Source organism: Ilumatobacter nonamiensis YM16-303 (genome assembly GCF_000350145.1).
Taxonomy (GTDB): Bacteria; Actinomycetota; Acidimicrobiia; order Acidimicrobiales; family Ilumatobacteraceae; genus Ilumatobacter_A; species Ilumatobacter_A nonamiensis.
Genome location: NZ_BAOL01000081.1, coordinates 1 through 13,431 on the forward strand (window position 1 = coordinate 1; position 13,431 = coordinate 13,431).

At 66.3% G+C, this 13,431-nt stretch carries 12 protein-coding genes; 4 read left to right on the forward strand and 8 right to left on the reverse strand.

Annotated elements, in window-relative coordinates; all coding sequences use genetic code 11:
* Positions 1–58 precede the first annotated feature (58 nt).
* Positions 59–1,141 (forward strand): adenosine deaminase, encoded by a 1,083-nt coding sequence (locus tag ON45_RS09520; RefSeq protein ID WP_040493430.1) that lies wholly within the window; start codon positions 59–61, stop codon positions 1,139–1,141.
* A 13-nt stretch (positions 1,142–1,154) separates the two neighbouring features.
* Complete coding sequence (gene upp / locus ON45_RS09525; protein WP_040493431.1) at positions 1,155–1,790, forward strand: uracil phosphoribosyltransferase; 636 nt, start codon at positions 1,155–1,157, stop codon at positions 1,788–1,790.
* Between the two features lie 34 nt (positions 1,791–1,824).
* Here the strand turns inward: upp and ON45_RS21345 are convergent, their stop codons facing one another.
* Positions 1,825–3,192 (reverse strand): cupredoxin domain-containing protein, encoded by a 1,368-nt coding sequence (locus tag ON45_RS21345; protein WP_148288614.1) that lies wholly within the window; start codon positions 3,190–3,192, stop codon positions 1,825–1,827.
* Positions 3,193–3,305: 113 nt separating this feature from the next.
* Here ON45_RS21345 and queF point away from each other — a divergent pair, with 113 nt between their 5' ends.
* On the forward strand, positions 3,306–3,677 hold the full coding sequence (gene queF, locus ON45_RS09535) for a preQ(1) synthase (protein ID WP_040493432.1): 372 nt from the start codon (positions 3,306–3,308) through the stop codon (positions 3,675–3,677).
* Between the two features lie 35 nt (positions 3,678–3,712).
* Here queF and ON45_RS09540 read toward each other — a convergent pair whose 3' ends face one another.
* From ON45_RS09540 to ON45_RS09560, 5 genes are all read right to left on the reverse strand, one after another.
* Complete coding sequence (locus tag ON45_RS09540) at positions 3,713–5,155, reverse strand: NAD-dependent succinate-semialdehyde dehydrogenase (RefSeq protein ID WP_040493434.1); 1,443 nt, start codon at positions 5,153–5,155, stop codon at positions 3,713–3,715.
* A 68-nt stretch (positions 5,156–5,223) separates the two neighbouring features.
* The gene (locus ON45_RS09545; protein WP_148288615.1) at positions 5,224–6,513 is read right to left on the reverse strand and encodes an ABC transporter permease; all 1,290 of its coding nucleotides are present in this window, start codon (positions 6,511–6,513) and stop codon (positions 5,224–5,226) included.
* A complete protein-coding gene (locus ON45_RS09550) occupies positions 6,510–7,709 on the reverse strand; it encodes an ABC transporter permease (RefSeq protein WP_051062812.1) in 1,200 nt (399 codons plus the stop codon). Before ON45_RS09550 ends, ON45_RS09545 begins: the two co-directional genes overlap by 4 nt.
* Positions 7,706–9,229, reverse strand: a complete 1,524-nt coding sequence (locus ON45_RS09555; protein WP_040493435.1) for an ABC transporter ATP-binding protein — start codon at positions 9,227–9,229, stop codon at positions 7,706–7,708. The genes ON45_RS09550 and ON45_RS09555 overlap by 4 nt, the downstream gene beginning before the upstream one ends.
* A gap of 149 nt (positions 9,230–9,378) precedes the next feature.
* The gene (locus ON45_RS09560; RefSeq protein WP_085946528.1) at positions 9,379–10,554 is read right to left on the reverse strand and encodes a BMP family lipoprotein; all 1,176 of its coding nucleotides are present in this window, start codon (positions 10,552–10,554) and stop codon (positions 9,379–9,381) included.
* A gap of 133 nt (positions 10,555–10,687) precedes the next feature.
* Between ON45_RS09560 and ON45_RS09565 the strand changes: the two genes are divergently transcribed.
* The gene (locus tag ON45_RS09565) at positions 10,688–11,764 is read left to right on the forward strand and encodes an SGNH/GDSL hydrolase family protein (protein WP_083914698.1); all 1,077 of its coding nucleotides are present in this window, start codon (positions 10,688–10,690) and stop codon (positions 11,762–11,764) included.
* 22 nt (positions 11,765–11,786) lie between these two features.
* Here ON45_RS09565 and ON45_RS09570 read toward each other — a convergent pair whose 3' ends face one another.
* Complete coding sequence (locus tag ON45_RS09570; RefSeq protein WP_051062813.1) at positions 11,787–12,611, reverse strand: enoyl-CoA hydratase; 825 nt, start codon at positions 12,609–12,611, stop codon at positions 11,787–11,789.
* A gap of 150 nt (positions 12,612–12,761) precedes the next feature.
* Complete coding sequence (locus tag ON45_RS09575) at positions 12,762–13,370, reverse strand: hypothetical protein (RefSeq protein WP_040493437.1); 609 nt, start codon at positions 13,368–13,370, stop codon at positions 12,762–12,764.
* Positions 13,371–13,431: the final 61 nt, after the last annotated feature.

Genomic DNA, 13,431 nt, shown 5'->3' on the forward strand with positions numbered 1-13,431 from the left:
GCTCCGTGCGCGAACTGTTCACGAGAACGCGAGGGATCGGAGTCGGTAGCTTGGGGCCATGTCGACGGCTGATCTGATCGCACGCGCTCCGAAAGCGCTCCTCCACGACCACCTCGATGGTGGATTGCGTCCGCAGACCGTGGTCGATCTCGCTGCCGAGTACGGGTACGCCGATCTGCCGACCACCGACCCCGACGAGCTCGCTCACTGGTTCAACCGCGGAGCGAAACGCAACGACCTCGTGCTGTACCTGGAGACCTTCGCCCACACCGGGGGAGTGATGCAGCACCGCGACGCGATCGAGCGGGTGGCCTTCGAGTGCGCCCAGGATCTCGCCGCCGACGGTGTCGTGTACGCCGAGGTTCGTTTCGCCCCCGAGTTGCACCTCGAAGCCGGGCTGACGCTCGATGAAGTGGTCACCGCGGTGGTCGACGGATTCCGGCGGGGATCGGACGGCACCGACCTCACGATCTACGCGTTGGTCACGGCGATGCGTCAAGCGGCACGCAGCTTCGAGATCGCCGAACTGGCCGTTCGTCATCGGGACGCCGGTGTCGTCGGTTTCGACATCGCGGGCCCCGAGGCGGGCTTCCCGCCCACGCGCCATCTCGACGCCTTCCAGTTGGTCAACCGCGAGAATTTCCATGCGACGATCCACGCCGGCGAAGCGTTCGGCCTCCCGTCGATCTGGGAGGCGGTGCAGTTCTGCGGCGCGGAACGACTCGGCCACGGCGTTCGCCTGGTCGACGACATCGACGTCGGTCGCGACGGTGACGCAACCCTCGGCCAACTCGCCGACTACATCCGCGATCGGCGGATCCCGCTCGAGGTGTGCCCGACATCGAACGTCAACACCGGCATCGTCGGATCGATCGCCGAGCACCCGATCGGCATGCTCCGTCGGCTGCGGTTCCGCGTCACGATCAACACCGACAACCGACTGATGTCGGACACGTCGATGACGAAGGAGATGGTCGCATGTCACGAGGCGTTCGACTGGGGCCTCGACGACATGCAGTGGCTGACCGTCAACGCCGTCAAGTCCGCGTTCGCATCGTTCCCCGAGCGGATCAAGATCATCGACGGCATCGTCAAACCGCGCTACGCGATGTTGAAAGCGGAGCAGGAGCTCGGAGTCTGACAGTCTCTCCCGCATGACTGTTGAAACCGTCGTCGTCGACCACCCGCTCGTCCTCGACGCGCTGGCGCGGATTCGCGACGTCGAGACACCGAATGCATTGTTCCGCCAGAACCTCGAACGGATCGGGATGCTCCTGATCGCCGAGGCGACACAAACGCTCCCGACCGTCGACGGCACGGTGACGACACCGCTCACCGACGCTCCGGCAACCCGGCTCGCGACACAACCGGTGATCGTGCCGATCCTGCGAGCCGGTCTGGGCTTCCTCACCCCCGCTCAGCAGTTGCTGCCGAACGCCGACATCGGGTTCATCGGCATCGCCCGCAACGAGGAGACGCACCAGCCCGAGCCGTACGTGAACAAGCTGCCCGACGACATCGGTGATCGTCCGGTGATCGTGGTCGACCCGATGCTGGCCACGGGCGGTTCGCTGGTCCACACGTTGCAACTGCTCGTCGAGCGTGGTGCCGCTCAACCGTTGACCGTCGTGTGCGCACTGTGCGCTCCGGAGGGGATCGAGGTCGTCGGCGCGTGCGGCCTCGACGTGATGCTGTTCACCGCTGCGATCGACGACCGGCTGAACGATCAGGCGTTCATCGTGCCCGGCCTCGGTGATGCGGGCGACCGTCAGTTCGGCGCCCCCGCCTGAGCAGGGTTGCACCAGTTCGACCGGTCACGTCTCGCTATTCAACGGTGACGGTGGCCTGCATGTCCGGGTGCAGCGTGCAGAACAGGCTGTAGACACCGGCCTCGTCGAAGCTGAGCTCGAAGTTCTGTCCCGGATCGAGGAGCCCGGAGTCGAACTCGTCGAGCTGCGGTGTGTCGAAGCTGCCCGCGCTCACCGTGTGCGGCACGGCATCGACGTTGTTGAAGAACAACGACTGACCGACGGCGACCTCGAGTTCGCCGCCGTACTCGAAGTCGGTGATCAGCGACTGCTCGGCGCCCTCGGGGAAGTCGGACCCCCGGACCTCGCGGGTCTCGAAGATCGCGCTCGGATCGGAGATCGGCGCCACGGTCGGGTTCCACATCGAGAACACGCCGAGGTCGTTGTCGTGGAGCGGGTCGACCCACGCGTGGATCATCCAGCCCAACGAGGCGCTGAAGTTGCCACCCGCCGCCTGACATTCGGCGAGCGGCAGGAAGGAGTCGCGTCCCTCCTGTGCGCCCCGGCAGAGGTTGTAGTGGATGTGCCAGTTGTCGAGCGGGCCGGCGAACGCGTCCGGGTGGTCGTTGCCGATGATCTGAGGCGGGATGATGAACGATGTGCCGATCAGCTGCATCGGGGCACCGGTCCAGACGCCGTCGACGCATTGACCGAGCGGTGCGGACGGCATCGTGTCGTCAGCGAGCGCATAGAGCAGGATCTCGGGCTGGCCGGGGTCGAACCCGTTGACGATGAACTCGCCTTTGTACAAGTGGGTGCCCATGTTCGCCGTCTGGATCCGGTCGCTGACGAAGCCCTCGGCGCACGCGGTGTCGATGTCGCGGTGGGCCACGGCGAATGCGCTCAACTCGTCGAGTTGGGCAACCAGCGTCGCCAGCTCATCGGGCGTCATCGCGAGCTCGTCCGGGATCGCTCCGCCCGTTTCGTGGAGTTCTTTCAGTTCGAGGTACGAGCAGGGCAGTTCGATCTCCTGACAGCGCACCGTGTCATCGAGCGGCCCCTCGACGAGGGTGGGGACGACGCCGGCGGAGTTCTCGCGGAACACGTAGCGCGAGTAGCCGGGTGCGCCGCCGGCCGCGAACGTCAGCCCTTTCGGGAACTGTGCGTCGGCCGCTGCCTGATCGAACGCCGCGGCCTGGCTGATGTAGTCGTTGATCTGCTCGATCGTGCGCGCCTCGGCGGGGTCGATCGTGGTCGTCGTCTCGGCAGGTTCCGGCTCGGTGGTCGGCGCATCGGTCGCGGCCGGTGACGGCTCGGATTCGACGGTGGCAGACGTGGTCGCGGCGGCGCTCTCCACCGGTGCGCTCGAATCACCGTCCGATCCGGCGCACGCCGCCACGACGAGCGCGCCGGCAGTGGCGATGACGATCACGGATTTTCGCACGAGTCCCCCAAGAGCGATCAGTTGCGGCCACCGTACCTGCCCGCGAGCGCCGGATCCGCTCTGCGGTGCGCGACACCCGGGCGGGCCGTTGCTCGGTCGGTAGCCTTGCACCCATGGAACTGACGGTGCTCGGCAACACGGTGCGGCACGCGATCGACCACGTCGAGGTCTTCCCCGCACCGACGGGGATCACGACCGTCACGTTCACCAACGACGAGTTGAACTCGATGTGTCCGGTCACCGAGCAGCCCGATCTGTCGACCGTGGTCATCGAGTACGCACCCGACGAATGGTGCGTCGAATCCAAGAGCCTGAAGCTCTACCTGTGGGGCTTCCGTGATCGTGCCGTGTTCGCCGAGGCGCTGGCGGTGGAGATCGCGACCGAGGTGATGAACACCGCCCAGCCCCACTCGGTCACCGTGACGCTCACCCAGCGCCCGCGCGGTGGCATCGAAGTCCGCGCCGTCAGCCACCTCGAACGGTGAGCATGCGCGTTGGGTGCCTGGCACCGACGCGCAGGTCAGTAGTCGAGGGCGATGTACTGGGTTTCGCAGAACTCGTAGATGCCGTCGGTCGAACCCTCGCGGCCGAGTCCGGACTGCTTCATGCCGCCGAACGGAGCGGCCGGGTCGGACACCGCGCCACGATTGAGACCGATCATGCCTGCCTGGATGCGTTCGCTGACGTCCAGCCCGACGGCGAGGTCGCGCGTGAAGACGTATCCGATCAGGCCCATCTCGGTGTCGTTCGCCTGGTCGATCATCTCGTCGACGTCGGTGAACGTGATGACCGGCGCCACGGGGGCAAAGATCTCCTCCCGGGTGATCGGATCGTCAGCGGACACGTTGCCGAGGACCGTCGGTTCGTAGAAGTTGCCCGGACCTTCGCGGCGGTTTCCGCCGACGACGATCTCGGCACCTGCGGTCACCGCCTCGCCGACCCACTGCTCGACCTCGTCGAGTTTCGCGGCCTGGACCAGCGGGCCGCATTCGGTGTCCTCGTCGAAGCCGTTGCCCACCTTGATCGCCCGCATCGCTGTGGCGAACTTCGACGTGAACTCGTCGACCACACCCGCCTCCACGAAGAAGCGGTTCGCCGCGGTGCAGGTCTGCGCGGAGTGACGCATCTTGGCGGTGATCGCGCCCGACACGGCAGCGTCGATGTCGGCGTCGTCGAACACGACGAACGGCGCGTTGCCGCCCAGTTCCATCACCGTCTTGAGCACCCGATCGGCGCTGCGTTTCAGGAGCGATCGGCCGATCTCGGTGGAACCGGTGAAGGACACCATGCGGGTCGCCGGATGGTCGACCGCGGCGTCGAACCACGCGGAGGAGTCGTCGGTCGGGACGACGTTCACGACTCCGTCGGGAACTCCCGCCTCGCTGAGCAGCTCCGCGATCCGCAGCGCCGTCAGCGGAGTGTCGCGCGGGGGTTTGATCACGGCGGCGTTCCCGGCCGCAAGTGCCGGCGCCAGCTTGCGCGTGATCATCGCGGCGGGGAAGTTCCACGGCGTGACGATGACGACGACGCCGACCGGTGGGTGCCGAACGAGGATGCGGTTCGATCCCGACGGCGCCTCGCCGAGCGACCCGCGGATCCGCACCGCTTCCTCAGAATTCCAACGGAAGAACTCCGCGGCATAGGCGATCTCGCCGGTCGCGTCGCTGAGCGGCTTGCCTTCCTCGCGCACGATCAGCCGCGCCAGCTCGTCCTGGTGTTCCATCAAAATCGACCAGCACGAGCGAAGCGTCTCGGCGCGTTCCCGAGGGGCGGTGGTGGCCCAGTGCCGTTGTGCCTGGTCCGCGGCTTCGCACGCGGCGTGCGCGTCGTCGGGGGAGCCCGCAGCGACGTCGGCGACGTGCTCACCCGTCGCCGGGTCGGTGACCGCGATCGTGGCCGACGACGAACCGTCGCGCCACTCGCCGTCGATGAACAACTGGGTCGGACCAGGAGAGACCGTCATGTCCCCAGTGTCACCGAATCCGTCGGCGTTGAATCATGTCCGTCGGACTGGCACCGACGGACATCTCGCTACTGCTGTTCGTACGGTTGGCCGAGAGCGGCCGGTACGCGGTGGCCGCGTCCGACACTCGCGACGACGATCAGCGTCACGAGGAACGGGGCGAGTTCGAGGAACTCGCTCGGGATCGACGTGCTGAGGAAGCTGAACTTGAGCGCGAGGGCATCGGAGAAGCCGAAGAGCAGCGCCGCGCAGAGCGCGCCGACGGGATGGTGCCGCCCGACGAGCACCACGGCCAGGGCGATGAAGCCACGACCGTTCGTGATGTTCTCGTTGAAACGGCCGACGTCCGCGGTCCACCACGAGCCGCCGAAGCCGGTGATCGCGCCGGCGACCGCGAGGTTCACGTACCGACGTCGCAGGACGTTGACGCCGAGCGTTCCCGCAGCCTTCGGATGTTCGCCGACGGCGCGAGTCTGGAGACCCCACTTCGTCGAGAACAGGGCCCAGGTCACGAGCGCCACCAGCGCCAGGCCGAGGTAGACGTAGATCGTCTGCTCGAACAGCACCGGTCCGATGATCGGGATGTCGCTGAGCAGGGGAATCTTCCATTCGGCGAGCGTGGGAACCCCGTTGTACTCGGGGTTGCTCGTGAGGACGCGGGCGTCGACGAACGAGGTGAGCCCCAGCACGAAGAAGTTGATCGCGAAACCGACGATCACCTGGTCGACGAGGAACCGGATCGCCAACCACGCCAGCAGCAGCGCGAGCAATGAGCTGACGATCATCGCCGCGATCATCCCGATCCACAGATTGGTCACCGAGCCGACCACCGCCGACGTGAACGCGCCGGCCAGGAGGAATCCCTCGATCGCGATGTTGATGATTCCCGACCGTTCGCACAGGATTCCCCCGAGCGCGCCGAACACGAGCGGGGTCGACGCCTTCAACGCATCGTGCAGGGTCCCGGTCAACGAGAAGCTCTGCCCGGCGGCCGCCCAGGCCATCAATGTGAAGATGAACAGCACGGCCGCCACGCCGAGGAGCGCGCTCTGGAAGTTGGCCGTCCCGCGGGAGATCTGGACCCCACCGAGGACCGCGAGGCTGACGGCACAGATCCACGCGAGCGGAATCGCACCGATCCCGAACGACGCGTCGTTGTCGAGGTTGAAGGTGGCGGTGCCACCCGTTCCCTGCACGAAGACGGCGACGGTGATCACGGCGCCGATGAGGTACGCGATCCCGAGATTCCGCGACCGCTTGATCTCGTCGGGCGTTCGGGTCACCGAGTCGACCATGCCCAGGTAGGCGTCGGTGCCTGGTCCGTGGCCGGTGTTCTTCAGGCCGATTCCCTCGCTCATGATCCCCACCCTCCGAAGCTCGGTCCGGACGAGGCGCCCTTGGCGCTGATCCGCCAGATCGCCTTCATCAAGAGCGGTGCGGCGATGAACAAGATGATCAGTGCCCGCAAGATGAGCACGAGGTCGACGGGAACACCGGTCTCGACCTGCATCCGCTGTCCACCGGCCTGGAGAGCGCCGAACAGCAGTGCGGCGAGCACGGTGCCCACCGGAGTCGACCGGCCGAGCAGCGCGACGGCGATCGCATCGAATCCGATGTCGCCGGCGAAACCCTGCGTGGCACGGCCCTGGGTGCCCAGGACCTCACTGGCACCGGCCAATCCCGCGAAGCCGCCCGCCACCGCGAAGCTGGTGATGATGAGAAACGCCGGCTTCATTCCGGCGTATTGAGCGGCGTTCGAATTGGCGCCCTCGGCGCGGATCTCGAAGCCGAGTTTCGTCTTCTCGATGAGCCACCAGAAGAAGAACGCGGCGGCGAGTGCGAAGAGGAATCCGATGTGTGCGCGCAGTTCGGGACGGTCGAGGAATGCGAACAGCTTCGGCAACGTGCCCTCGGGGGTGACGAGCTTCGAGATCGGGTCGCTGCGCCCCTCACGCACGAACAGGTCGGTCTTGAGGAAGTACAGCACCAACGACCCGGCGATGAAGTTCAACATGATCGTCGAGATCACTTCGTGAACCCCGGCCCGTGCCTTCAAGATGCCCGGGATGATCCCCCAGATGATGCCGCCGAGCATCCCGGCACCGACGGCGAGCGGAATCTGGATGATCGACGGACCGTTCATCGAGAAGCCGACGTACACCGAGCACATTCCGCCGACGAGCATCTGCCCGGTGCCGCCGATGTTGAACAGTCCCGCTCGGAACGTGATGGCGACCGCGAGTCCTGCGAGCAGGAGGGGAGTCGTCGACACGATCGTCTCGTTGATCGGACGCCAACCGTTGAACGCTCCGTCGGGCAGCGCCAGGTACGCGTCCTTGATCGTGGTCAGGATGCCGCCGAAGTCTCCGTCCTGGAGCTTGTCGATGTCGGAGAACGCGATGACGATCGTGCCGATCACGAGCGCACTGATGAACGCGAGCAGCGGAAGCGTGATCGCGTTGGTCGTGTCGATCCGGTCGCGGAGCCCGCGCTTGCCGTTCGGATCCGAGGGTGAATCGGTGGGAGCGTCGGGCGGCGATTGGACGTCGGTCATGCGCTGGCCTGTTCGTTCTGGTCGAGGGCGCCGGCCATGTACAGGCCGACCTCGTTGTGGTTGGTGGCGTCCCGGTCGAGATCGGCGACCACCCGCCCGCGGTACAACACGATCACCCGGTCGGCGAGCGCCATCACCTCGTCCAACTCGGTACTGACGACCATCACCGCGGCGCCTTCGTCCCGGGCCGCGACCACTTGGGCGTGGATGTACTCGATCGAGCCGACGTCGACGCCGCGTGTCGGCTGCGACGCGATCACGAGGCGCAGGTCGCGGCTCAGTTCGCGGGCGACGATCACCTTCTGCTGGTTGCCGCCTGACAGGGTTCCGGCCGATGTGTCGATCGAGGGCGTGCGCACGTCGTACTGCTCGACGAGTTCCCGGGCGTTTTCCCGGACTCGTGACCAGTTCATCGTGACCCCACTGCTGAATTCGTCGGAGTGGTACCGCGTGAGCACCAGGTTCTCGGCGACGCTGAATTCACTGACCAACCCGGACCGTTGACGGTCTTCGGGCACGTGGGCGACGGCGGCGAGGTGGACGTCGCGAGGCGACGCATCGGTGAGGTCGATTCCGTCCACGCTGACCGTTCCGGACAGGATCTCCCGGAGCCCGGTGATCGCCTCCACGAGCTCGGTCTGGCCGTTTCCCTGCACCCCGGCGATCCCGACGATCTCGCCGGCGCGGACATCGAACGTCGTGTGGTCGACGAGGGTGCGTCCGCTCGCGTCGACGACGTGGAGGTCGTTCACCTGCAGCGTCGAGGCACCGGGTTCCGCCGGCGACTTGTCGACGACGAGTTGAACGGGTCGGCCGACCATCAGTTCGGCGAGTCCGACCTCGTCGATCTCGCTGGGATCGGCCTCACCGACGGTCTGCCCACGCCGGAGCACCGAGATCCGGTCGGCCACCCGCAGGGCCTCGGTGAGCTTGTGGGTGATGAAGACGATGCCGCGACCGGAGGCCTTGAGGGCCTCGACGATGCGGAAGAAGTCGTCGATCTCCTGAGGCGTCAGCACCGCGGTCGGCTCGTCGAACACGACGATCTCGGCATCGCGCAGCAGCACCTTCGAGATCTCGACGCGCTGTTGGATCCCGACCGGCAGGTTCTCGATCAACGCGTCGGGTTCGAGGCCGAGGCTGTATTCGTCGGAGATCCGTTCGACCTCGGCGGCGGCTTTGGCGCGGTCGAGCGACAGGCCGCGGGTGGGTTCGATTCCGAGCACCACGTTCTCGGCAACGGTGAACACCGGAACCAGCATGAAGTGCTGGTGCACCATCCCGATCCCGGCGGCGATCGCGTCACCGGACGTCTCGAACTTCACCGGCGTCCCGTCGATGTAGATGTCACCCTCGTCCGCGTGGTAGAGGCCGTACAGGATGTTCATCAGCGTCGACTTGCCGGCGCCGTTCTCGCCGACCAGTGCGAGCACCTCGCCCGAACGGATGGTCAGGTTCACGTTGTCGTTGGCGACCACGCCGGGAAATCGTTTGGTGATCCCGCGGAGTTCGAGTTCCATGCGCCGGTCACGTTAGTCGGCGGCGCGCAATGGTCGAGCACTTCGTCGCGCCGGTCCCACGGCCCCGAAAACGACGACGGGGACCCCCGTTCACCGGAGGTCCCCGTCGAGTTGTTCATGTGGTGCGCTGTTCACGCCCCACGATCAGGTCATCCGTCGACGGTGACGTCGCCGGCGATGAGCGCTGCGATGAGGTCCTCGACCTCGGTCTTCAGCTCGTCGGGCACGTCGCCCTCCTGCTCGTGGTACGGGGCCAGGCCGGTTCCCTCGTTCTCGAGGGTTCCGAGGTACTCGCCACCGGGCGTGCCTTCACCGATCACCTGGTTGGCGGCGGCGATGACGGCCTCGTCGATCTTCTTGAGGACCGAGGTCAGGTAGACCTGGCTCTCGGACGAGTTCGACTCGACGAGGTCGCTGTCGACGCCGATGATCCGGATGCCCTCGTTCTCGGCGGCGTATGCCGACGAGCCGAGGCCCACCGGGCCGGCCACCGGGAAGATGACGTCGGCACCTTCGTCAGCGAAGCTCGACGCGATGTTCTTGCCGTCGTCGAGGTTCTCGAAGTTGCCGGCGAAGGTTCCGTCGGAACCGTCCCAGCCGAGCGCCGTCACGTCGGTGCCCTTCTCCGTGTTGTAGTACTCGACGCCCTTGACGAAGCCGTCCATGAACACGGTGACCGGCGGGATGTTGATGCCGCCGTAGGTGGCGACGGTGCCGGTCTCGGTCATTCCCGCAGCGAGGTAGCCGGCGACGAAGGAGGGCTCGGCCATGCTGAAGTTCAGCGTGAGCACGTTGTCGAGCGGCTCTTCGTAGCCGAAGTCGATGATCGCGAACTGCTGGTCCGGGTTGTTGGTCGCAGCTTCGGCCGTTGCGTCGCCGAGGAGGAAGCCGACCGTCACGATGAGGGCGCAATCCTGCTCGATGAAGCTCTGGATGTTCGTGGCGTAGTCGGCGTCCGATGCGGACTCGAGCACCTTGGCCTCGACTCCGAGATCGGCGGCGGCCTGCTGGGCGCCCTCGAAGGCGATCTGGTTGAAGCCCTTGTCGTCGACGCCGCCGACGTCGGTGACCTCACAGATGTCACCGGACGCGGTTTCGCCTGATTCGTCGCCTTCCGCCGCCTCGGTGGTGGCGGCTTCCTCGCCCTCGTCCTCCATTGCTTCGGTGGACTCGGTTTCCTCTTCCATCGCTTCGGTGGATTCGGTTTCCTCACCCGCTGCTTCGGTGGTCTCGGTCTCGTCGCCACCGTCGTCATCGCTGCCACAGGCGGCGAGTCCGAGTGCGGCGACCATGCCGACTGCCAGAACTTTGGAACTCTTCTTCATTGTCTCCCCTTGCTGAGATGTGGTCCTCGGTGACCCGAGGTGTTCACGTGGATTGGACAAAGCTACCAATCGGTACGCCTTTGGGGTGCCGGGATGAGGCTGTTCCGGCCCGGAGCGCAATATCGTGGCTCCGATGTCTCCGTCGGCGCCTCCGCCTCGGCACCGCGCCGAGATTCGCCCCGAGCAGGCTGGCGCGCCCAACTACTGGTTGCGGCGAGTGGGTGCGCTCGCGATCGTCGGATTGATCGGCTACGCCGGTGCGATCGCGATCAGCGGCTTCTTCGGTGGTGACGACGGCCCGGTGCAGAGCGCGCCCGGCGATTCGGTGGCGACGGCCGGAACCGGCAACACGGGGTCCGAGGCCGAGGCGAGCGCAGCGATCGACTGCTCCGACGACACCGAAGGCGAACTGTGCGACGAGCTGGGCTTGGCCGAGGATGCCACGGTCGAGGAGGGCGGCACCGTACCCGCCGGCGACGTCGAGTCGTCCGAACCACCGGCGACCGACCCCGAGCCCGAGAACACGGGCCCACCGTCGCCCGACAACCCGGCGAAGGTCTACATCGTCGGCGACTCCGACGCCGGCACGTTCGGTCCGTATCTCGAGACGCTGCTCGATGGCACCCTCGTCACCGAGACCGAGCTCAACTACAAGGTGTCGTCCGGGTTGGCCCGTCCCGACTTCTTCAACTGGCCCGAGGAACTGGAAACCAAACTCCCCGAAGTCGATCCGGACATCGTCGTCGTCACCTTCGGCGGCAACGACTCGCAGGGCTTGTCGCTCCCACAGGACGAGTTGGAGTTCATGGTCGGCGATCCGGTCTCGAACGAGGCCGAGTGGAGCGAGGAGTACCAGCGTCGCGCCGGTGAGGTGATGGACCTGCTGCTCGAGGACGATCGAGAGGTGATCTGGGTCGGGATCCCGAACGACGACAATCCGGACGTCACCGCAGCGCTCGCGATTCAGGACCGTGCCGCCAAAGCCGCCGCCGCCGAACGACCCGACGTCGTCTTCGTCGACACCTGGGAGCGCTTCTCCGGACGTGACGGGGGCTGGGCCGAGTTCGTCGTCGACCCTCGCGACAACGACGGCAAGGACGTACGCGCCGACGACGGCTTCCACCTCAACCAGACCGGCGCCGAGATCCTCGCCATCGACATCGCGATCGAGGTCCAGAACGCCCTCCGCGAGCTCGGCGCCGACCTTTGACGATCGTCGGCGGCTGGGCGGTCTACTGGCTCTGGCCGCGGGACTGAATTCCCTTCCGTCGCGCCGCGACCTTCTCGGGGCTGAAGTGGCTCCTCCGCCAGGCGCGGCTGTCGAGTGATTCGGTCTCCCACGCACGGTCGTCGGTGTTGATCGAGTCGTAGGTCGCACGGATCTGACGGACCCCGTCCTGTTCGTTCCCGATGATGTCGCGTGCCAGTGACCGGGTGAACGGGATCAGTTCGTCGTGCTGCACGACGTGGTTGACGAGTCCGAACTGGAGTGCTTCGTGGGCGTCCATGAAGTTGCCGGTGAAGCTCATCTCCCGGGCACGTCGGATCCCGATCGCTTGAGGGAGCAGCACCGTCAGTCCCCAGCCGGGCATCACGCCGACGCGGGCGTGGGTGTCGCCGAACTTCGCGTTCTCGCTCGCGACCAGGAAGTCGCAGTTGAGTGCGAGTTCGAAGCCGCCGGTGACGGCGACGCCGTTGATCGCGCCGATCAGTGGCTTGGTCAGTTTGGGGAACGGACCGCGGATGCCGTCGGCGTTGACGCTGCCATCCGCTCCGGTTCCCGCACCGAGGTTGTCGCCGCTCGAGCCGAGTTCCTTCAGGTCCAAGCCGGCCGTGAAGGCCGGGTCCGTGCCAGTGAGGATCAGCACGTCGGCGGCGTCGTCCGATTCCGCACGCCGCATCGCGGTCGACAGTTTGGTGAGCACCTCGCTCGACAGTGCGTTACGGGCGTCGGGTCGGTTGAGCGTGATCGTGGCGATCCGGTCGGCTACATCGAGCAGCACGACGTCGTCGCCCGACAGGTCGGAGGCGGAGTCTGGGGACGTCGAGTCGGTCATCGTTTCATGATGCCCGCCGACCGGATGATGCTCGCAATCGCGCGGACCACATACTCCGGTCTGTGTGACCGAAAATGTCGACGGACGTGGATTCGCTCACGCAAACGCTGGCCGGGCGGACCGACCCGGGGTCGCGGACACCACCGGGTGTCAATCGGCGGGGAGGAAGCTGAGGCCGAGATCTCCGAGGCGGACGAGGGTGGCGGTGATCCAGCCACCGAGCGCGCCGAAGTGTTCGTCGAGCAGTGTGCTGCGTCCGTCCTTGACGGTCTCCTCGGCCAGCTCGTAGAGACCCTCGTAGGTGATCTCGACCGCGTACTCGGGGGTCAGGTCGAGCGGATCGTCCGGGTCGGGATGCGAGATCTCGGTCGTCAACCCGGCGCGTTCGAGTCGGTCGTCGCCGATCGGGGGGCTGTGCTCCGGGATCGTTGCGTAGACCCGTTCCGTCTCGACCGGTTCGCTCAGTTGCTGCATCCGCAGCACGATCTCGATCTCGATGGCCGGCTGGACGGCGAGTTCGTCCTCGATGTACCACTGGCGGTACGCGGCCTGACTCCACGACGGCCACTCCATCGTGATGTGGGCGACGATCCGCGGCGGTTCGCCTTCGCCGGGGAGCCCGTAGCTGGTCTCCCACGTGAGGTCGCCGAGCAGCACGTCCGATTGGAAGTGCTCCTCGAACGGTTGGCGTTCGAGGTACGCCGCCTCGAACGCGTCGCGCAGCGCGCTGATCGCATCGGTGAACACGTGGTCCAGCATCGACCCCCGAATCTACCGACCAGGACCATTCGTTCTCGTGAACAGTTCGCGCACGGAGCGC

Excerpts from the sequence above, each read along its gene's own strand:
- ON45_RS09540 (WP_040493434.1), bottom strand. The coding sequence starts at position 5,155 with ATGACGGTCTCTCCTGGTCCGACCCAGTTGTTCATCGACGGCGAGTGG.
- ON45_RS09570 (WP_051062813.1), bottom strand. The coding sequence starts at position 12,611 with ATGACCGACTCGACGTCCCCAGACTCCGCCTCCGACCTGTCGGGCGAC.
- ON45_RS09560 (WP_085946528.1), bottom strand. The coding sequence starts at position 10,554 with ATGAAGAAGAGTTCCAAAGTTCTGGCAGTCGGCATGGTCGCCGCACTC.
- upp (WP_040493431.1), top strand. The coding sequence starts at position 1,155 with ATGACTGTTGAAACCGTCGTCGTCGACCACCCGCTCGTCCTCGACGCG.
- queF (WP_040493432.1), top strand. The coding sequence starts at position 3,306 with ATGGAACTGACGGTGCTCGGCAACACGGTGCGGCACGCGATCGACCAC.
- ON45_RS09555 (WP_040493435.1), bottom strand. The coding sequence starts at position 9,229 with ATGGAACTCGAACTCCGCGGGATCACCAAACGATTTCCCGGCGTGGTC.
- ON45_RS09520 (WP_040493430.1), top strand. The coding sequence starts at position 59 with ATGTCGACGGCTGATCTGATCGCACGCGCTCCGAAAGCGCTCCTCCAC.
- ON45_RS09545 (WP_148288615.1), bottom strand. The coding sequence starts at position 6,513 with ATGAGCGAGGGAATCGGCCTGAAGAACACCGGCCACGGACCAGGCACC.
- ON45_RS09550 (WP_051062812.1), bottom strand. The coding sequence starts at position 7,709 with ATGACCGACGTCCAATCGCCGCCCGACGCTCCCACCGATTCACCCTCG.
- ON45_RS09565 (WP_083914698.1), top strand. The coding sequence starts at position 10,688 with ATGTCTCCGTCGGCGCCTCCGCCTCGGCACCGCGCCGAGATTCGCCCC.
- ON45_RS09575 (WP_040493437.1), bottom strand. The coding sequence starts at position 13,370 with ATGCTGGACCACGTGTTCACCGATGCGATCAGCGCGCTGCGCGACGCG.